This is a genomic window from Halorubrum shenae (assembly GCF_051194165.1).
Taxonomy (GTDB): domain Archaea; phylum Halobacteriota; class Halobacteria; order Halobacteriales; family Haloferacaceae; genus Halorubrum.
In genome coordinates, this window is record NZ_JBLZNI010000019.1 from 1 (window position 1) to 19,713 (window position 19,713).

Genomic DNA, 19,713 nt, shown 5'->3' on the forward strand with positions numbered 1-19,713 from the left:
ACCGCCAAATCATACAGAAAGTGACTATTTAGTGGTGTTCAGACAGCACTCTCTCGACTCGTTCGAGAAGTAACGATAATAGGCTCGCCCCATCCAGTAAGGCCGTTAGTCGTCTCTAGCTTCGAAAATACCCAGCGAGGGGGAACGCGGAACAGCTCGTAGTCAGAAATGCGAAGTCCACCGGTCATAATGTAATTCGCATCGGACAACGGTAAGTAAATGCCGGCACAACTACCGCAGTCGGAATCCCTTCCGAAGCTATATTACCAGGGAGAAGATAGTCCACAATATGCAAGTCGACGCGATTATTCCCGCTCGCATGGGCTCAACCCGATATCCTGGAAAACCACTCTGTGATATTCAAGGGATGACGATGGTAGAACACGTTTATCGCCGAACCGAGCTTAGTGATCGAGTTGACGCAACGTACGTCGCAACCCCAGACAAAGAGATTAAAAAAGAAGTCGAATCGTTCGGTGGAAACGTAATTATGACTGGAAGTCATACTAGACCAGTTAGTCGAGTCGCGGAAGGTGCCGGGTCGACTGACGGCGAGATTGTAATCGTGGTTCAAGGAGACGAACCTCTCGTTTATCCAGACATGATCGATGACGCCGTTGAACCCCTCTTAGAGGACGAGTCTATCGGTTGTGTGAACTTGGCGAAAGAAATTGAGGATGAACAGATCTTCCGAGACCCGAATACTGTCAAAGTTGTTGTCGATCGTGACTGGAATGCCCTTTTCTTTTCTCGTGAGCCGATCCCAAACCTAAGAGACGTAACTTTTGAGGAGTTCAATGTCTATAATCAGGTTTGTATTATGCCGTTCCGGCGCGATTTTTTGCTGAACTACGTCGAGTTAGAGGAAACTCCACTAGTGCTTGCTGAATCGATAGATATGCTTCGTCTCCTTGAACACGGCTACGATGTCAAAATGGTCGAAACAGAGCGAGAGGTACATGCAGTCGATACAAAAGAAGATCACGAGCGGGTCAACCAGCTAATGAAGGATGATGAGTTATTTGGATCGTATTAGATATTAAATCATCTCACAAAGTCTAGTTTTCTTATTTAATTAACCCCTCAGTTATTGAGCACATCTTGAAGATTTACCCTAGGGTAGACTTCTAAATTTCCACCCACGGTTGCATTATAGATATCGAAGTTAAGTTCGTTTGAGACCCACTTCATCAACTCGTGAGCAGCAATATGCCTCTTATTTTGGTTAGGAGTCATTATTTTGTCAACAGAATATTCTCCAGAAAAATAATTATTTTTGTTAAAACGACCAGCGTAGTTGGATAGCCTTGGGTATATTTTAAATGGTTCAGCAATTGCTAATTTGTAAGCTAAAGCATTACAAAATGATTTAAAAGGGCGGTTAGCATTTTTGATAAACTCCAATCCATTTTTTAACCACGAGTTATACTGTAGTTCATACAACGATGGATCCGAAGCTTCTGAGAAAATCAGGTACTCGTCAAAAACATCGTAGAGGTCAGTTCCCACAAAACATAATTCATCAAACCCCAAATAAGTAAGGATTTGTACAGACTCGTACATTACGGTATTGTAACCGAGAACAACATTTGTGATATCACGTGACCATACATCTTGATAACTACATATAGAATCATAATTTACATTGTATGTGGATACATCTAAATTACCTGACTCGCGAATCCCAGAATGGTTAAAAAAGAATGAGTCGCCAGGGTATGTACTAGAAGTAACTGAGGTGAACATATTTTTGAATTTTTTTGGGAAAAATCTTGGAATCCCCAAGTTCATAATTTCTTTGAAGTGATTTTCGTCTATCCTGTCATCTACACAGACATAAAACGATGGTCGCCATTCGGTCTCATTGAATATATCGGGAACAGTATTAACTGCTAAAGTATACTCATCCCTCAATATTTCGAGGGGAGTCTGTTTTATACTTGGACCACTACCAATCAAAAAAACACGACCATCATATCTGTTTTTCAACTCTTCTAACTGCATTGTTTTATGGAAGTAATTGGCAATTTGGTATCTTAACATTTGCGGTGGATAGTATCTTCACGAACAAATCGGCCGTTCCCGATCAGCAAGAAAAACGTACAATAAACGTGTCGTACCCTCGCATCAACAAGCAGAGTGTGGATCTCCATGAGGTCCATCGCTTGGGTGAGACACTCAATACTCGTTCCCTCATTATACAGATTGCGCTGATAGACGATTTCGCCAGCGGTCAGATAGCTGGCGTAGTTGGCCACAGAAACGGGGCCATACCCGTAGTAGAAGTTGTCTTCGTTGTGTTCATCGAATTCTCAGACTGCGATGAATTGGTTCAATTACGCGGCGGGATGTTAGATGTAATATATGACCGATTGTATTTTTCCACCACCTTTTGTACATCATGGGTTTCCTCCACATATATTCGGCCCAAACGGCCGAGATCATATATACAATTTTCTTCGATGATATTTGATATCGTTTTAGTCAGGTTTTTCGATGTCGCTGAAACAATCGGAAGATTATCTGGAATGTGTTTTTTTGCAGATTCTCCAAGAGATGCAATAACTGGTTTTCCCAGAGCCATTGCCTCGATACTGAACATACCATACATACCATGGTCAGTATCAATTTGGTCGATGATTATATCTGCCTTTTTGTATATCTCAATTGCCTCAGAGCGGGGAGTGTTTTCTACCAGTTGTAAATTAATATCGTACCCTTGATTTTTGAGATTGGAAGCAGCACGCTGGACATGTTTAGTACCCTTTTTTTCTCGACTTGACGGAGCATGGACAATCTTGATTGGATCAGAGTTATTTGGCTGCGGATAATGTGGTGTGAATTCGCTTGCATCAATAGGTCGAGGGACCCAAGTAGCAGAGTCTGGAGCCCACTCTAGTAGATCTGGAGTAGACACCAAAATTTGATCAGGAAATTTTTGATAAAGTGGTTGAACGCCTTTTCCTCGAATGTCAGAGCCGTGGAAGTGCATAACGATACGCTTTCCTTGAGCTTTCCATAGGGGAAGGTCAAGACCGTATGGAATGAAAAACATCGGGACGGATATAACACTCCTATAGTGAAAGTGAATCACATCAAAAGATGAAATCATATTCTGTATAGATTTTACCTTATTAAATAACTCAATAGAGTAGATGAGATACATAGGAAGATATTTCGATTCTGGACGTACCTGAAGGATATGATCGGCTCCAAATTCATAAGTTTCTTCGTTAAATACCACCACCGTACTATCCATACCAAGGTCACGCTGCTTCTCGGCGATTATTGAGGCTACACCAGCAGTATTCCCGATATGAAGAACAGAATTATCTAGAGGGCCTTGATCAGGGCGGTCAGTAGTAGAAGAATCAACGCCGCTTTGTTTGTCCACAATACGAATAAAGTCATTAGATAAATATATCTTGCGAACACGAAGTGGTTGCGTTTGTAGGGATCCAATGGTATTGACGTTCGTTTTAGAGTACGGTAGTCAAGACGTTGGGGCGAAAATGAATGCCCACACCAGAAATTGAAAACCTCTTATTTTCCGCACACTTTTGCAAATTCTACGGTTTTAACAATCGAGGCATTTAGCTTCTGTGGAAATGTATCATATGAACGGTTTAGACAACGTTCGACTGGATAATCAAATTGATGGGGTACAGCGGTTATCACGATAGCATGAACACCGTTTTCCCGCATCCCGGTGCGAATATTTCATGCTTGTTTTGAAGTCTCCACTATCGTTGGAACTCCCATAATCTTGTAAAATATACTATTGGAATATATTTTTTCCAGGTTACCTTTCCGTCGCTGGTACTGTATAATCTACTTTGTCTGGCTCAAACCACTGGACGCCAATCGAAGACGATTCACCGTCAGTTGGATTGCGCTGAATGTTGGATTCAGGAATCGGATCGCCAGCAAGATAAATGTCTGTCTTAGAAGGGTTGTCTGTATAAAACGTAACACCACGAACCTGCTCGATGGAGGGGGTTTGTTCACCCAATAGAGGGTCACGAATGCGCTCTATCTCAATATTGGATCGGTCCCCTTCGGTTGTGATATCGTATTCAAGGAATTGTGAAACACGATTATATTCTAAAAGCCGTGATGTGCGCGCAACTAATATCTTGCCATCGTCTTGCCGTTTCCGAAGTCGTTTGAGTGATTTTCGTGCGGACTCTGGAAGCAACCTGTCCCGGCATCCGAGGTGCTGCCCGACAATCAAATACTGCTCGTTGTTCACGATCTCGTTGAGGTTTTCCACCGAGAGTTGCTCATCTAATCGTTCTGGATGCCAAAGCTTGGCAGTGTTCCGATCGGCGATAGGAATCGACATAAACCCGGCCCTTTTTAAGATGTCTACCAGGTTTCGAAGTCTATATCGGATAAACGCCGAAATTCCTTGGTCTGCAACATATCTCTTGAATCCCCACACCTGTTGACCATCCCACAGTGAGACTGGTTCGATAACGGTATCGCAACCAATATTATTCTCTCCACGCCGACGTATCCAGATATACTTAATTCCGTATTCAAGGGTGATGTCTGTATGGTACGACGCTGTATCTCTTTGATCGCCTCCCCAGGATTGTGATAAATTACTTCCTTCGAAATTTTGCGAATTATATGAGTCCCCGTGGTTAATCCAGGTTGTGATCTCGATATCTTCCTCTTTTAATTCTTGGATAGCTTTTTCGGCGTGATCTCGGTTGAATCCCCCAACTCTAGAAAAATCACCGTATGAGTGAAGCGAATCGATCCAACCACAATTAATATATCGCTTAATTTTAGCGGCATCCTGAACGGTATCGGAAGAATGCCCCTTCCAGTAAGAAATCGTGTCCGGGCCAAGATACTGGGTCTCATCGTTGATCGAATAATCTGCGAGGTTATACATCCAGAACGAGTCTGAAATATCCAACCCGACGCCCGTCCCTATCGGAGTGTCTGATTCTGTATTCAGAAACCGATGTAATTCCTCGAACTTTTGAATATCAGATCCATCGATATCATTGGCGATCGCTAACATGGCTGAATAGGGATATGGAAATTTTCGCCTCTCAACCATACCAAATGATTCAAAGCTACTTACATAAAACCACGGGTACGGGGCAACCATTACAATTATGACCCTACGATTAATAAAGTGACCATGGATCGGAATGTTGCGCTGATTATCTTAGATACTGTCAATAAAAATTATTTTGACAGGTATGCTCCACGTCTACAAAGTCGATCTGACTGCACCTTTGACCAGTGCAAGGTCACAAGTTCGTGGAGTACACCAAGCCACGCAAGTATTCTGACGGGCGAACTGTTGCATAAACATGGTGTTCAGTCAAATAGTCAGTCGTTCGACAATGTTGACCCTGGGGATACCTTTTTAGGTGATTTATCGGACTATCACCGTATTTGCACAACTTATCACAACCTTTTACAGCCCAGATATTCTTTTGACAAGTTCTTCGATATTCACCGAAGCACTGGATGGCGGAGGGTCTCGGACAACGTTGAGTTCGGAAATGGGATTAATTCATACGTACGTTTTCTCTCTGAATTACTCAGGTCTGGTAGCCCGTACACGTTTGCAAAGAACGTCGAGAGAGGGTTTTGGAGTATTTTCGAAGACAAGTTGTTGGATTTCCCGTACACCAAGCGGCCGGATGCGGGTGCCTCCGAGATAACACGTATCACAAAGAAAGAAACTGACCGTGGTCCAGAACCATTCTGTCTGGTGATGAATTATGTGGATGCCCACAGCCCCTACAGAGTTAATAAGCATCTTGATCCAGATCTCTACTCTGCGCCGGAGACGTGGGAAGATCAAGAATTTGAAGTCTGGGAAATGGAAGACAACCCGGAAATTGATGAAAAGTATACGAAAAACTATCGAGATCTCTATGGTGCCTCAATCGACTATCTCGACCGACGAGTCTCCACCCTCATCGATCATATTCGTCAATCATCCGATCGAGAGACAACAATTCTCATCACGGCTGACCACGGCCATAATTTAGGCCATGCGGATGAGAATTACCTCTTTAGCCACGGCAGTTCGATGAGTGAGGGCGTTGTGCATGTACCACTTGAAATTGTAAATCCTCCATCTGGCTTCCGTGAGAATGTGCCTGATTTTTTCTCACAGCTCGATCTAAGAGAGTTGATCGTCCGCATTGCGAAAGGCCGGTCTGACATTGATGATCTCACCGGCCGGCCAGTTGTCGCCGAACACGAGGGCATGGCGAGCCCGGCGACCAAGTTTGACAAATTCCCGGGTAACGAAAAGGAATTCGAGTACTGGAATAGGATGATCAGAGTACTTTATGAGGGCGATGTCAAATACGAGTGGGATTCACTTGGCGAGGTGAAAAAATTCCGTATTGATTCTGACCGACCGTGTCGCCAGGAATTGATCGAGACGGGATGTGAGATTCCGGAGGCCGCTGAAGAGTTATTTGACGTTGGAATTGAAGAACACAAAGAGACAGTTGGCATGGGGGAACTGGACCCGGACGTGGCAAAAGACTTGAAAGACCTGGGTTATTTGTAACAGCCTTCACTGAACGGATTTGGGTGCGAACCTTCGGCTCCGGTGTTGGTGGGGCGAAAGCAGTCGAAGAACAGCCGGATCTTTTACCGTTCTGCGGGCATAGCCACTCTCGGGACCCGTCGTCCCTGCCAGGTTACGGGTCCGGCTTACTCGGATTTTCCGTCGTCGGTGGTCTCCTCAAGCGCATCGTGGACCGCCATACGGACGCGTTCGACGTCATCGAGCGCGTGTGGGTATTCCTCCCGGAGCGTTTCGAACGTCCGTGTTTTTATCGTGACGTTTTCCGATTTCGTTTCTGAGTCATCGTCACCGACACCGGGCTCATCGCCCATACCGATTGTAACACGGACTGTGTGTTAATCTTCGCCTTCTAATCTGGCCAATCGTCAATACGCCCTATAACTCTAAGACATACTAATACATCTAAATAACTCTACGACGATACATTGATCTATATAGACGTGTCCAAATACAATAACTAGGTGAACACTCGGTTTCCCAGGCAGGGACCGTGCAATCAACAGGTTGCCCTCCATACACCACGAGGCGGGCGAGATCCGTGCCGATGGGACCCCCAATTAGGGAATACGAAATCGACCAGTGGCGCGAACGCATTGACGTGGTTCGCCAGCAGCCATACATTTTCAACTGAACCCTTGAAGCAAACGTCACGATCGGGAATCGCGATGCGACTCGCGAGAAGATCGAGGAAGTCTGCGAGATCGCCAAGGTCAACGAGTTCCTAGGCGAACTCCCTAATGGCTATGAGTTTCAGTTAGGCGACGATGGCGTCCGACCATCCGGCGGGCAGCGCCAGCGTGTCGCCCTCGCCAGAGCCCTCCTCAAAGGCACCGACTTCCTCATACTCGACGAGGCCACCAGCGACCTCGATTCGAACCTCGAGCGTCAGGTCCAGCAATCGATCGAGTCGATGGACCGCGATTACGGGATGATCGCCATCGCACACCGCCTCTCCACGGTAAAAAACGCCGACCGAATTCACACCGTCGACGCCGGTGAGATTGTCGAGTCTGGCACCCAGCGGGAGCTACTCGATACAGATGGCGAGTATGCCGAGCTGTACTCCATCCAGTCTGCTTTGTTGAATCCGGTGACGGCGTCGGGGTCACTGTTTGAGTGCCTGTTCGAGGTTGTAGACTGCGGCAGTCAACACGAGCTCACGGAACTCGCGGTACGTCGCGTCCATATGAACCCGCAAAAAGTGGAGCGTGACATGCTTCCATCCGGGGAATCCGTTGCCAGTCGGATCACTCACCACCGTTGGACTGGCGGCACAGCTCTTTTGAGCTAGCGACGCGGCTTGCTTAACGAAGCGGAAGAGTAGGTTAGTCACATTCGACTCTTCCGCTTCGCTTCCGCCTTCAGAGCGATGCTATACCGCCGCCTTCTGCGGATTCAACAGAGCAATCCAGTCAAAGGAATGGCACCGGTTTGAGTGCGGTCGCTACTGTCGGTTAGGCTAAATAGACGATTATCAAGCAGACAGTTCAAGCATCCTGTTTTCGGAGAATGAATTTCCGTAAGGCTCGATAAGAAAGCCTCCAGATACATTACAACAAAATACCGTCGTGTCAGTCTCAGTTGAGAAGTTCTCGATAGAACGCAAGTAATTTCTCAGATTCAGCGTTCCAAGACATTGTTTCCTCGACGTGTTTGCGTCCTGCTTTTCCCATCTCTGTTCGTTTCGCTGGAGAGTCAAGGAGCTCACTAATCGCATCCGCCTGAATTTCGATCTGCTGGTCTGGAATCTTGATACCACATTCGTCCGGTAGATAATTTTGGACACCGATCGTATCAGTCGCAACCACCGGCAACTCTGCGTACATGTACTCGACCATTTTCGTCGGAAGCCCGCGCCAGTAGTATCGTTCCCCATCAGCCTCCTTCTGCATGTATGCCAATCCAATATCTGCTTTCCGCTGATAACTGTAGACCTTGCTATGGTCCACTGGGCCTAACACACGTACATAGTCGGCGTAATCTTCACGATTGAGTCGGCTTTGTAATTCATTTTTCCCTCCATCGACATTGACTGGACCGAGCAACCACAAGCACACATCATATCCGTCATTCTGGAGGTGTGCGGTTACCTCAAGCATTGAGGTAAGGCCACGATGTTCGCTGACGCCACCGGTGAAAATCAGGATGTAATCGTGTTCGCGATCGATCGGGATTTCTTGTTCATACATCTGTGCCACATTGGGGAAATTATGGACGGAAATTACATTCTCATGCCCCCACTCTCGAAAGAGATCTGCGATGTACTCAGTCGCTCCAATGACTCCATCGAGTCGGTTAGCCAGGGTCGATTCGAACGTCGGCCAGAAGCGATCGACGAGCGGTACGGCCCAATCTGGAGTCATCGCGTATTGCTTGAACGACTCGGAGTAATCTTCATGAGCATCATAGATCACTTTCGCGTCGGTCCGGAACGATAACGCAGCACCGAACGGAAGGAGCGTTGGATCATGAAAATGGAATACGTCTGCGTTAGTGTTTTTTGCAGTACGATAGATCCGGAAGAGGTCCAAGAACCGATCAATAGTCGTCCCGGATGGCTGTATCGGAACTATCTCAACGCCATCCTGCGTCTCTTCGCGATCGTGGTGAGCAATAAGCGTCACGTCATATCCAGCATCGACAAGCGTTTTCGCCTGTTTATGAAAGATTCGATGATCGAACGGAGGATGTGCGGAAGTGAGGATACAAATGGAGGTCATACCAGAGTTGGTTATCTCCAGCCTATTAAACAGACGCGAAGGGTGTCAAGGTTAGATGATGGCATTGTGGAGGGCTGGGAAAGCTTTGACCCAGCGATCTACTGATTTCCAGGAGCTATAGTGGGGGAACCAGCTATTGAAGAGTCTGGTTCGGTATTTGAGTAAATCAACCAGACTTCAACCAGAGATCGTCCCCCACATTTCACGGTGTGATTCACAGAGATCGAGATCATTAAGTGCCCAGTGGTACCACGTTCCACGAGAACAACTGGTTTACCGCGACACTGCTTGAGGACTTGTTTGACGAATAGCAGGGCGTCGGGTCAAATCGACCGATAGAGTACTTGATGTGGATAAATTCGAACGTCTCCACATTGACTGCGGCCCAGACGTAGACCTAGTTTCTTCTCCCTTCAGTTTGGTTCTTCTCCCTTCAGTTTGGTCTTGTCGATAGTGACAATCGAATGGTAGTCGGGAGCCGGTTCAAACAGGTGCGCCAAGCGGTGATATCACTGGCGCACGGCCTCGTATGAGCGCCCAACTACCCGCTCAACGCGTCGATACGAGAGGCCGGCGTGATACAAAAACGCTGCTTCGACGCGCTGTTCCGTTGGTATATCCTCACGCAAGAATACTTCTTGATCGCGGGCTTTCGCAACCACGCGGTCGAACATCTTCGAGTCACCAACTCAATCTTGCTCGGCCGCACTCTTCACGCTAAGTTGACACCTTCCGACGACCGACACCACCTTCATGTTATCTGCCTTGCGCTTTGCCAAGGGTATAGATCCAGTGATTGCTTCCATCGAGATCCAACGCCTGGCGTCCGTCTACGATAACGAGAGATGTATCGAATCCAGACCAATCGATTCCCTCAAATTCTTCGTGAGCAGTCACCAACACGACTGCATCTGGATTCACCTCCTCAATTTCTCCCATCTCGATCCGCGTTGCCCCGTTAAATTCCGAGAAGTCTTCAAGAACCGGATCAACGACAAACACTTCTGCATCCTGTGTAACAAGCTGCTCCACGATTGGGATCGACGGTGCGTGTCGAATCTCGACAACGCCACCCCGGTACGTAAGCCCGAGCACGACGACCGTCGCCTCAGAAATGGGCTTTCCTTTCTCAGAAAGCCCTTCAATCAACTTCGAAGTAGTAAACGCCGGCATCGAATCGTTGACTTCTCTCGCAGTCTGCATAAGGGGTGTTGGTCCCTCAAACGAGTTAATTAGGAAGTATGGGTAGTAAGGTATACAGTGTCCACCGACGCCAGCACCCGGGATGTGGAGATCGCACATCGGAAGCGTGTTTGCGACCTCTATCGCTTCCAGCACGTCGATCCCCAGTTCGTCCGCGAGCTTCCCGAGTTCGTTCGCCAGCGCGATGTTCACGTCTCGATACACGCCCTCGAACACCTTCACCGACTCTGCCGTCGTCGCACCGCTAACGGGGATGACACCGGACTGGTTTATCTGATCGTACACTAGCTCTGCGATCTGCGTCGCCTCCGAATCTGTTCCGCCGACGACTTTCGGATACGCTCCTCTAATGTCTTGGATTGCACGGCCACTAGACGTTCGCTCGGGACAGAACGCCACACCGAAATCGGATCGGTTGAGACCACTCTGTTCAGCGATCGTCGGCTCGATAACGTCACGGCAGGTCCGTGGCGGGACCGTCGATTCGACGATTACCATATCTCCCGGATCGATGCTAGCTGCGATGTCTGAAACGACCGACTCGATCACCGACAGATCCGGGGTATTCGTCTCGTCGACAAGTGTCGGCACAATAATAACGTGTATGTCGGCCGCATTTGCGGCCCCCTCGCTGTCGGTTGTAGCATCTAATCGCCCCATACTAACCATCTGAGTGACTAGATCGGAAAGTCCTGGCTCGCGGTCCACATGGCATTGACCCGCTTGTATCGTTTCCACAACGTTCGGATCCACATCTACGCCTGTCACGTTCCCTATCACATCAGCATACACTGCTGCGAGGGGGAGACCCATCTTCCCAAGTCCGTACACGGTGACGGACAGTCCCTCAGAGGGTAATATTTCGCCTCGTCGGACTGATTCGTTATTGTATATTTTCATATATTTATTGGTCCTCCCCGAATGCTTGTTCGTCTATCTTGTTTATCCACCGCAAAACGTCGAGTCCCTCTGCTCCTGTCACAACAGGCTCGTCCCCGGTTTTGACGGTTTCCAAAAACGACCGAAGTTCATTTTTGAGGGGCTCCACGTTGTCGACGACCGGTCGTTCGATAATACTCTCGTGACGGTACCGTATATCGCCATCATCGGTGATATATTCGGGAGCGGACTGGCGATGGATTTCGACAGACTGATCCAGGTAATCAACTTTGATCAGTCGATCTTCTGTTGTCACAGTCAATTCACGAATCTTCTGTTGTGTCTTTCGGCTAGCGGTCAAGGAAGCGACAGTTCCATCTGAAAAACTAATTGTCGATGTCCCATAGCTACCTTCTGCAGCCCCGATCGACTGAACGGATTCGATATCAGAATCGATGAGCGACAGAACTACATCTAAATCGTGGATCATCAGATCGGCGACAACCGAGTCTTTGATCTCGCGCCCCGGATCTGGCCCCAAGCGTCGGGCTTCGATCGCAACGATCTCGAGTTGTGGAACAATTTCTGCGAGTGTTTCAACCGCCGGGTTGAACCGTTCGATATGACCGACCTGAAGTGGTAGATCACGCTCGGCCGCTAACTCAACGAGTTCTTCGCCCCGTTCTGGATCCGCTACAAGTGGCTTTTCTGAGAGCACTGCTACATCTCGTTCTAGACATTTTTTTGCGATGTCGTAGTGATACTCAGTTGGGACAACAATTGAGACCGCATCTACCTTGCTGATCAGTTTGTCGATTGGCCAAACGTCGGTGTCGTACTGCTCCGCGACCTCTTTAGCCCGTGCAGGGTCGACATCGTGTATGCCGATCAGGTCTGCCTCTGAGAGTTCGCTATAGACACGAGCGTGATGCTGACCCATACTTCCAACACCAATTACACCGACTCGAACGGGTGAATCAGTCATTACTGTAAAAATCTCGTACCGCCTTGGTGATTATGTCGATATCTGCCTCTGTTACATTCGGGTGTACCGGTAGTGAGAGTACTTCGGCAGCGGCTGATTCGCCTTCTGGCGCTCTCGTGTCGATATCCGCGTATGCTTGCTGTCTGTGGATGCATTTTGGATAGTATATTCCGGTACCGACACCAGCATCCGAAAGGTGTTCTTTCAATCCATCTCGATCTTCAGTTCGTATTGTGTATTGGTGATATACGTGCTTGCGGTTTTCTGGCTCATAGGGAACCTGCACTGGGGTTTCTTGTAATCTATCCGTGATTCTGCTCGCGTTTTGTCGTCGACTCTTGGTAAGGTCGGGGAGTCGCAATAGTTGGCCACGCCCTATTGCAGCAGCGATGCTTGTCATTCTGAAGTTATGCCCGACTTCCACGTGCTGATAGCTATCAGTTCGACCGTGGTTGATGAACCTCTTTGCTCGCTCGGCTACCCCCTCACGGTTCGTCGTGATCATACCACCTTCACCGGTGGTCATGTTTTTCGTTGGATAAAACGAGAAGCAGGCAACATCCCCTAGAGATCCAACACGGGTTCCTTGATACTCCGCACCATGTGCTTGAGCCGCATCTTCGATTAATAGAAGATCGTTTTCTTCTGTGATCGCTGCTAGCTCATCCATATCCGCAGCAAGACCGTACAGATGTACTGCGAGAATCGCATCGATGTCGTCGCGATCTGCCAGAATGTCACGAACTGAATCCGGATCGAGGAGGTACGTTTGTGGATCTATATCTGCGAATACCGGCTCTGCCCCACACAGTCTTATCGCGTTTGCGCTCGCAATAAAAGAAAATGGTGTCGTAATTACGGTGTCTCCTGAACCGAGTCCTAGACCTTCCATTGCAGCATGGAGAGCCGTTGTCCCATTAGAAGTCGCGACTGCATAGTCGACATCGCAATACGAGGCGAATTCCTCCTCGAAAGCGCGTACTTCAGGTCCATCAGCAAGCATCCCGCTTTCTAGGACCGCCTGCACACGATCAAATTCGTCTTCGCTTATCTCAGGGTCAGCAATCGAGATCATTAGAGGTTGTTCTCACCTTTGAGTTCTTCAGGGAGGGATTTGAATGTCGCGGGTGCACCGATTGCAAGGGTATCTGGAGGGACATCTTTCGTAACGATGGCTCCAGCCGCCACAAAAGAGCGCTCACCTATTGTGATACCCGGTAAGATCGTGGAATTAGCCCCGATAGACGCTGATTGCTTGATAGTTGGACCTTCTAAGTTAGTATTTTGACGAACTGGTGACGGATCGTTCGTTAGGACCGCATTTGGTCCGATAAATACCTGATTTTCAATTGTCGTTTTCGAAGGGATGTAGACACCAGTTTGAAGGCTTACTCTATTACCGACCCGAGTATCACCGTCAATAACTGTGTTTGTCCCGATAATGCAATCCTCACCAATCTGTGTATTTTCACGAATTAGTACGTTGTGTCCAGTTTGTGTTCTATCTCCGAGAGATACATCATCGTATATAATGCTTCCTGCGCGAATGATTATGTCATCGCCAAGTTTAGCTTTGGAGGTGTTGTTTGAGTATGTATATCCAACTGTCGCGTCTGAATCGATCTCACAATTTTTTCCGTGGTTTGAACGTGTCATATATGACTCGAAACCTGATTGATAGTAGGATTAGCACACATATTGGTTAACGTTTCCATCGCTAGTTTTCAGCGATGACCTGCGAAATGAGTTCATAGTACTGGTCTGCAATAGATTCCCAACTGTTTTTCAACGCTGTCTCATTGAGATTTTTGCTCCGCTTATTTGCTTCTTTGGGACTATCTCGGATCTCTTCTAAGCCAGATGCGATACACTCTGGAGTTGGATTGACATACCATATTTGCTCCTCGGAGAATTCTTTTTTTAGCTTGCCAGGCTTACCTAGAACAGGAACGGTGGCTGCGCCATACTCAAGTATTTTGAGTGGCCGCTCAACATTCACCAAACAAAGACCGACATCTGCATATTGGAGGAAACCAGGAATATTTTCATATGTGTATGGCCCCATCTGGAACACATTATGTTTCTCTCTTGAAGCTCGATCAATAACCTCTTTTTCAGGCCCTTCACCAAGAAAGACAAAATTCCAGTTACTAACTATATCGGCTGAATTCAGAATCTCTTTTATATGATACGCTGATGAGAACCTCCCAGGATATATTGCAATTGGAGATTCAGGATTGATTCCTTCTTTTTTGAGTTCATTCCTTGCAAATTGTATCGTTTTATCTGTTGGATTTGAGAATAAATCATAGTTCACAGAATTCTTTGCTAATGTTGCATCAATATTCCGATCTCGTGCTATTTGGTAAGACTCTTGCTCAGTAAAAACAACAATTTCAGAATGTTCGAGTATATACCATTCGTATTTTCTAAAAAGCTCATACAGTATCGTTGGAAAATAATCTATTTGTTCGATTGGATCGCTAACATCTGCTAAAAATGGCTTTTTGAGCAAGCGGGCCAATGGATAGCCAATGTATAAACCTATCCGCACATTTCCTGCAATTATATCGTATCCACCACATATTGCATGACCAATTGCGCTGATTGTATCAGGACCACTAGCATCTTTGATATCAACAATGAGTCCACGTTGTCTAAGTTTTTCTGCGATTCTTTCACGTCGAACGCTTATGTTCTCCCCCGTTGATGGCTGAAGCCAGAGTACACTAATGTCGCTCATCTATTCGCTTGCTACCGCCTTGACGAAGTACTCGTCGTCTTTACGATGCCCGATAGTCTCCATGTCAAACCCACACTCCTCAAATAGTGATTGGAGATCGTCCATCGTACTGTCGTAGTTAGATAACCGATCGGGATGAACTTCAACGTAGCACACGCGACAACTATCTTGGAGTGCGGTACGGAGCCCCTCTAATACGCCAACTTCGGCACCTTCGACATCTATCTTTAGTATCGTCGGTGGAGGAATTTCGTCTCTTTGGATCATTGAATCCCCACGACGAAGCGTAATTGGAAGCGTCTCTTCGTCTTCCGAAACGGCAAGAGAGTGTCTCCCTTCTCCCGATCGGTCAGAACTCACAGCAAGTTCACCCTCGGCTTCCCGGTTTGAGAGACCACATTCTTCGACTGTTGCATCAAGGCCGTTCAATTCGAGATTCTCTCGAAGTGTCGATACATTTCTTGGATGTGGTTCGAATGCTACCAACTGATCTTCGGAGAGTTTCTGTGCGACAAAACAGGTGTACATACCGACGTTCGCACCAATATCGTAGAAAACATCGTCTGAGCGAACTTCAGACAGGAGATCCGAGATGATTCTCTCTTCGCCTACCAAATTGTGAAACCGATAATATTCATCGATCGTTGAGACCGTAAATACGGCTTCCAGATCACCGACTGAGGCAGTGGCGGTATTATCGTGGAAGCGAGACTGAATCGCCCAATATCCCGAAGCGAGGAGTGAATGGATCCCTATTTTCTTCGTAAGACGTTCCACACGATCGGTATAGACGAGGAACAGTAATCGCGTGAGCCCGGTCGAAATAGCTGATTTTACAGACATGTTTTATAGCTTATTGATGTGTGGCTGATCATTGTCAATAGCATCTCGAGTATCCAGTATCAGGTCCGTCCTTCTACTGAGCCACTCGAAATCGATCACGTCGTGGTCTGTTAAGACCAACACGGCATCAACATTTCCAAGATTTTTTTCCGTCAGTTCAACCGACTCGTACCTCTTATCCTCAACCTCGAACTCCGGCACGTACGGGTCGTGGTACGCGATCTCCGCACCCCGCTCGTCCAGTAGCCCGATCACGTCGTACGCGGGCGACTCCCGCACGTCCGATACTCCGGCCTTGTACGCCACGCCGACAACCAGTATCGACGACTGTGACACCGCCAACCCTTCCTCATTGAGTAGTTCGTTCACTCGTCGAACGACGTGAACGGGCATCTCCCGGTTCACCCGATCCGCAAGATCGATGAAGCGCGTCTCGATCCCCTGCTGGCCGGCCTTCCACGAGAGGTACAGCGGATCGATCGGAATGCAGTGTCCACCGAGCCCCGGCCCTGGGTAAAACGGCATGAAGCCGTAGGGCTTCGTCGAGGCCGCCTCCACGACCTGCCAGACGTCGACCTCGAGCTCGTTCGCGATCATCGCTATCTCGTTGATCAGACCGATGTTGACGGCACGGAACGTGTTCTCCAACAGCTTCACCAGCTCGGCCTCCGTCGACGACTCGACGCGTACCACCTCGTCGAACACGCCTTCGTACAGCGCCATCGCATGATCGCCACACGAGGGCGTCACGCCCCCGAGCACCTTCGGAATCTCCGTGAGCGCATAGTCTGTCCGCCCGGGGTCGATCCGCTCGGGAGAGAAGGCGACGTACACGTCCTCGCCCACCGTCTTCCCGTTCTCAGACAGCGTCGGCGCGACCAGGTCTTCTGTCGCACCCGGATACACGGTGCTTTCGAGGATAACCGTACATCCGTCTGGAAGCACCTCTGCGAGCCGCTCCGTCGCGTCTGCGACGTACGAAAGATTCGGCTGTCCGGTCTTCTTGAGCGGTGTCGGCACGCAGATCGACACGCCGTCGGCGTCACTCAACGTCTCGTACTCAGTCGTCGGGATGAAGCCTTCTGTGAGCGCGGTGGCCACCTCTTCATCCGAAACGTCAGTCACGTACGACTGACCGTTTCGAAGCGTTTCGACGCGATCCTCGTCAATATCGACGCCGACAACCTCATACCCCGCTTGCGTGAACGCGAGTGCGAGAGGAAGGCCAACGTATCCGAGTCCGACGACGCCGACGCGCGGCGTGTCGTCACCAGTTTGCATTATCCCGGTATAGCCGGAATCAACTGATAAGCCTTGTTGAGTGTTCGTCAGCGATACGTCGCGAGCCCATAGAGGTAGCCGAATCCGACTGCGGCAGTAAAGACGAATATCGCGGCCAGCTGCGCAAGCTTCGGGACGGACGGCCCGCCGACTATACTTCGAATTCGCTGCGGGACGTACTTCGTCGCGAGATTACGCAGGTATTCGCCCTCGTTGCCCTCGTCTTCGGGGTGCCGCAGATTCATCACCCGTTTTGAGTATCCCTGCCAGAACGCACGCCCCACGAGCCAGCGGAACTCCGTCCTGTACTCGAAGATCTTGTGATACACGATCGCCTCCTCGTTGTACACGACTCCCCGGCCGTACTGCTGTTGCATCCGAATACAGGCCGGTGCCTCGTGCGCCTGAACGTGGCTGTCGCCTTTGCGACCCGTCTCCTCGTCGTAGCCGCCGACGTCGAGGAACACCTCGCGGTCGAAGGCGATATTCGATCCGTAGGTGTTTCTGACTTCTTCGAGGTGGTCGGCGAATCCGCGCCCTGTACAGCCGATGAGCCAGTAGAACTCTTCGGGGAGGAACGATGGCTGCCCCGCGAGCCAGTGGGGATCCAAGCGACCGCCGACCGCGTGCGCGTCGGTTGACTCGTAGGTCTCGACCAGCGTTTCGACCCAGTCGTGGGTCGCGATCGCGTCGTCATCGAGAAACGCGACGAGTTCGCCTGTCGCCAGTTCAGCGCCTCGAGTCCGGCTGTACGAGATGCCCCGATTCTCGTTGGTACAATGGACGCGAACGGAATCGAAGTGACCGAAGTCGTCGGACATCCGATCGGCGACCTCCTCGTTGCCGTCGCTCACCAGAACGATTTCGATGGAGTCGTACGTCTGCCTGAGAACGCTGTCGACGGCCTCAGCGAAGTCGTCGTACCGGTCCATCGTGTACGTGCAGACGACAACGGAGACCTTCATACCTGATTGATGACGCATACGGCGAATAAGAATTGTGTTTTAAATATGGATGCGATTTGAGAGCCTTCACACCCTCACCCCACTGGTTCCGCTGTTAGCGAGGGCTCCGGGCAGGTCCCTCAAGCAGATCGGTTAATCCTCGTCGAACGCTCTCAGTCGATTGTGCCAGCGAGTGGAGTTTGTACTTCCCACCGCCTTTACCCTTGTTTCGCTCAGTAGCAGAGACGATTCCCAATGTCTCCAGCTCGGAAAGATACTCCCTGATGGCCCGGTTGGAGATTGGATCGGTTCCCTCCTGAGTACAGATGTCTTCGTAGGCCGGCCGTACGTCTCGCGTTCGAGCCGGTGTCTGATCCTGTTCGGCTAGAACGGTAAGCGCCAACAACACAAGTTTTCCGTGTGTTGGGTAGTTCGCTATCCCCTGGACTACCTGATCGGTTTGGAGCCGTTTGCGTGCCGCTTGGACGTGGTCTTCGACGACGTGGTCGGCGTTCTGCTCACGGGCGATGTCGCCGCTCTCGAGTAAGAGATCTAGCGCCTGTCGAGCGTCCCCGGAGTCTTTTGCTCCGTACGCGGCACACGCGTGGATTACTCCTTCATCGACGACACCGTCATGGAACGCGACCGCTTCGCGCTGTTGGAGAACTTTTCGAAGTTCGTCAGCGTTGTACGCAGCGAACGAAACTTCTTTTTCACATAGACTCGAGCGCACCTTTGAACTCAGCTGATTCCGGAAGCGGTGGTCGTTTGAAATACCAATTACACCCAACCGAACGTTTTCGACATCCCCGTTCGACCGTGCCCGAGGAAGTTTATACAGAAGGCTATCATCCTCGATATGATCGACTTCGTCGAGCACGATTAACACCGTTCCACCGATTGCATCAAGTTCGCGGAATAGGAAGTCATAGACCGAGGATTGCGGGTATCCGGTGTTCGAGATCTGTGACTCGGGAGGGCGAAGTTCGTTTACCAGCCTGACCGCAGTTTGATAGCTCGTATTGAGTCCATCACAGTTCACTTCGGTCGTGTGGAGATTGACGCCGTCGACATTTCTGGCGTCCTGGGTGAGTTGCTGGAGGAGGAATCGAGTTGCAGCAGTCTTTCCAACACCACTTTTCCCGTAAAGGAAGATATTCGACGGTGTTTCGCCCTCGATAACCGGTTGGAGCGCTGCGTGATACGCTTGAAGCTCAGTGTCCCGTCCGACGAGCTGATCCGGAGTCCACTCTTCGAGAAGTGCCTCCCGTTCAGTGAATATCCGTCCGGTCGGACAGAACGCGAATTCGCTCATTATCTGATGATTACACTCGATTCACTTAACCATTGGTTCTTTTGATTCCGTTGTTAGCAGCTACTTATATACTAACTACTCCACTGGATCCGATGTTATGTTTCAGATCGTAGGACGCGAGGTGAGTCCCTCTTTCTACGACTACTAACGTGAGCACTCCGCGACAGCACCGAAACGTTCTAACAGCGGAACTAGTGGGGTGTGAGGGGATTCAACTCCA

Annotated in this window: 16 protein-coding genes and 2 pseudogenes; 3 read left to right on the forward strand and 15 right to left on the reverse strand. The window is 49.1% G+C overall.

Annotated elements, in window-relative coordinates; translation table 11 throughout:
- The first annotated feature begins 289 nt into the window (after positions 1-289).
- Positions 290-1,036 (forward strand): 3-deoxy-manno-octulosonate cytidylyltransferase, encoded by a 747-nt coding sequence (locus tag ACNS88_RS15350; RefSeq protein ID WP_435099412.1) that lies wholly within the window; start codon positions 290-292, stop codon positions 1,034-1,036.
- 47 nt (positions 1,037-1,083) lie between these two features.
- Here the strand turns inward: ACNS88_RS15350 and ACNS88_RS15355 are convergent, their stop codons facing one another.
- The 3 genes from ACNS88_RS15355 to ACNS88_RS15365 all read right to left on the reverse strand — a co-directional run bounded on the left by ACNS88_RS15355 (position 1,084) and on the right by ACNS88_RS15365 (position 5,077).
- On the reverse strand, positions 1,084-2,004 hold the full coding sequence (locus tag ACNS88_RS15355) for a motility associated factor glycosyltransferase family protein (RefSeq protein ID WP_435099415.1): 921 nt from the start codon (positions 2,002-2,004) through the stop codon (positions 1,084-1,086).
- A gap of 328 nt (positions 2,005-2,332) precedes the next feature.
- Positions 2,333-3,394: a glycosyltransferase family protein gene (locus tag ACNS88_RS15360; protein ID WP_435099418.1), complete on the reverse strand. Its 1,062-nt coding sequence runs from the start codon at positions 3,392-3,394 to the stop codon at positions 2,333-2,335.
- Between the two features lie 408 nt (positions 3,395-3,802).
- Positions 3,803-5,077: a hypothetical protein gene (locus tag ACNS88_RS15365; RefSeq protein ID WP_435099421.1), complete on the reverse strand. Its 1,275-nt coding sequence runs from the start codon at positions 5,075-5,077 to the stop codon at positions 3,803-3,805.
- Between the two features lie 84 nt (positions 5,078-5,161).
- Here ACNS88_RS15365 and ACNS88_RS15370 point away from each other — a divergent pair, with 84 nt between their 5' ends.
- A complete protein-coding gene (locus tag ACNS88_RS15370; RefSeq protein ID WP_435099424.1) occupies positions 5,162-6,559 on the forward strand; it encodes a sulfatase-like hydrolase/transferase in 1,398 nt (465 codons plus the stop codon).
- A gap of 146 nt (positions 6,560-6,705) precedes the next feature.
- Here the strand turns inward: ACNS88_RS15370 and ACNS88_RS15375 are convergent, their stop codons facing one another.
- Entirely contained in the window at positions 6,706-6,891 is a 186-nt protein-coding gene (locus tag ACNS88_RS15375) for a hypothetical protein (protein ID WP_435099427.1), read from the reverse strand.
- A 214-nt stretch (positions 6,892-7,105) separates the two neighbouring features.
- Between ACNS88_RS15375 and ACNS88_RS15380 the strand changes: the two are divergent.
- Positions 7,106-7,655: pseudogene (locus tag ACNS88_RS15380) on the forward strand (ATP-binding cassette domain-containing protein); the annotation flags it as partial.
- A gap of 90 nt (positions 7,656-7,745) precedes the next feature.
- Here ACNS88_RS15380 and ACNS88_RS15385 read toward each other — a convergent pair.
- The 11 genes and pseudogenes from ACNS88_RS15385 to ACNS88_RS15435 form a co-directional block, all read right to left on the reverse strand.
- Positions 7,746-7,913: pseudogene (locus ACNS88_RS15385) on the reverse strand (IS5/IS1182 family transposase); the annotation flags it as partial.
- Positions 7,914-8,157: 244 nt separating this feature from the next.
- On the reverse strand, positions 8,158-9,300 hold the full coding sequence (locus ACNS88_RS15390) for a glycosyltransferase family 4 protein (RefSeq protein WP_435099430.1): 1,143 nt from the start codon (positions 9,298-9,300) through the stop codon (positions 8,158-8,160).
- 756 nt (positions 9,301-10,056) lie between these two features.
- The gene (locus tag ACNS88_RS15395; RefSeq protein WP_435099433.1) at positions 10,057-11,334 is read right to left on the reverse strand and encodes a nucleotide sugar dehydrogenase; all 1,278 of its coding nucleotides are present in this window, start codon (positions 11,332-11,334) and stop codon (positions 10,057-10,059) included.
- Between the two features lie 73 nt (positions 11,335-11,407).
- Positions 11,408-12,367, reverse strand: a complete 960-nt coding sequence (locus tag ACNS88_RS15400; protein WP_435099436.1) for a Gfo/Idh/MocA family oxidoreductase — start codon at positions 12,365-12,367, stop codon at positions 11,408-11,410.
- Positions 12,360-13,442 (reverse strand): DegT/DnrJ/EryC1/StrS family aminotransferase, encoded by a 1,083-nt coding sequence (locus ACNS88_RS15405; protein WP_435099439.1) that lies wholly within the window; start codon positions 13,440-13,442, stop codon positions 12,360-12,362. The genes ACNS88_RS15400 and ACNS88_RS15405 overlap by 8 nt, the downstream gene beginning before the upstream one ends.
- Positions 13,442-14,023 carry an acyltransferase gene (locus tag ACNS88_RS15410; protein WP_435099442.1) on the reverse strand — a complete coding sequence of 194 codons (582 nt, stop codon included), beginning with the start codon at positions 14,021-14,023 and terminating at the stop codon, positions 13,442-13,444. Before ACNS88_RS15410 ends, ACNS88_RS15405 begins: the two co-directional genes overlap by 1 nt.
- 61 nt (positions 14,024-14,084) lie before the next feature.
- Positions 14,085-15,110, reverse strand: a complete 1,026-nt coding sequence (locus ACNS88_RS15415) for a glycosyltransferase (protein ID WP_435099445.1) — start codon at positions 15,108-15,110, stop codon at positions 14,085-14,087.
- Positions 15,111-15,887, reverse strand: coding sequence for an FkbM family methyltransferase (locus ACNS88_RS15420; RefSeq protein ID WP_435099448.1), 777 nt, complete (start codon positions 15,885-15,887; stop codon positions 15,111-15,113).
- Between the two features lie 69 nt (positions 15,888-15,956).
- Complete coding sequence (locus ACNS88_RS15425; RefSeq protein ID WP_435099451.1) at positions 15,957-17,234, reverse strand: nucleotide sugar dehydrogenase; 1,278 nt, start codon at positions 17,232-17,234, stop codon at positions 15,957-15,959.
- A gap of 47 nt (positions 17,235-17,281) precedes the next feature.
- Positions 17,282-18,199 carry a glucosyl-dolichyl phosphate glucuronosyltransferase gene (aglG, locus tag ACNS88_RS15430; protein ID WP_435099454.1) on the reverse strand — a complete coding sequence of 306 codons (918 nt, stop codon included), beginning with the start codon at positions 18,197-18,199 and terminating at the stop codon, positions 17,282-17,284.
- Positions 18,200-18,293: 94 nt separating this feature from the next.
- Entirely contained in the window at positions 18,294-19,493 is a 1,200-nt protein-coding gene (locus ACNS88_RS15435) for an orc1/cdc6 family replication initiation protein (RefSeq protein WP_435099457.1), read from the reverse strand.
- Between the last annotated feature and the right edge of the window lie 220 nt (positions 19,494-19,713).

Excerpts from the sequence above, each read along its gene's own strand:
- ACNS88_RS15425 (WP_435099451.1), bottom strand. The coding sequence starts at position 17,234 with ATGCAAACTGGTGACGACACGCCGCGCGTCGGCGTCGTCGGACTCGGA.
- ACNS88_RS15415 (WP_435099445.1), bottom strand. The coding sequence starts at position 15,110 with ATGAGCGACATTAGTGTACTCTGGCTTCAGCCATCAACGGGGGAGAAC.
- ACNS88_RS15410 (WP_435099442.1), bottom strand. The coding sequence starts at position 14,023 with ATGACACGTTCAAACCACGGAAAAAATTGTGAGATCGATTCAGACGCG.
- ACNS88_RS15390 (WP_435099430.1), bottom strand. The coding sequence starts at position 9,300 with ATGACCTCCATTTGTATCCTCACTTCCGCACATCCTCCGTTCGATCAT.
- ACNS88_RS15435 (WP_435099457.1), bottom strand. The coding sequence starts at position 19,493 with ATGAGCGAATTCGCGTTCTGTCCGACCGGACGGATATTCACTGAACGG.
- ACNS88_RS15405 (WP_435099439.1), bottom strand. The coding sequence starts at position 13,442 with ATGATCTCGATTGCTGACCCTGAGATAAGCGAAGACGAATTTGATCGT.
- ACNS88_RS15350 (WP_435099412.1), top strand. The coding sequence starts at position 290 with ATGCAAGTCGACGCGATTATTCCCGCTCGCATGGGCTCAACCCGATAT.
- ACNS88_RS15375 (WP_435099427.1), bottom strand. The coding sequence starts at position 6,891 with ATGGGCGATGAGCCCGGTGTCGGTGACGATGACTCAGAAACGAAATCG.
- ACNS88_RS15370 (WP_435099424.1), top strand. The coding sequence starts at position 5,162 with ATGGATCGGAATGTTGCGCTGATTATCTTAGATACTGTCAATAAAAAT.
- aglG (WP_435099454.1), bottom strand. The coding sequence starts at position 18,199 with ATGAAGGTCTCCGTTGTCGTCTGCACGTACACGATGGACCGGTACGAC.
- ACNS88_RS15400 (WP_435099436.1), bottom strand. The coding sequence starts at position 12,367 with ATGACTGATTCACCCGTTCGAGTCGGTGTAATTGGTGTTGGAAGTATG.
- ACNS88_RS15365 (WP_435099421.1), bottom strand. The coding sequence starts at position 5,077 with ATGGTTGAGAGGCGAAAATTTCCATATCCCTATTCAGCCATGTTAGCG.
- ACNS88_RS15355 (WP_435099415.1), bottom strand. The coding sequence starts at position 2,004 with ATGCAGTTAGAAGAGTTGAAAAACAGATATGATGGTCGTGTTTTTTTG.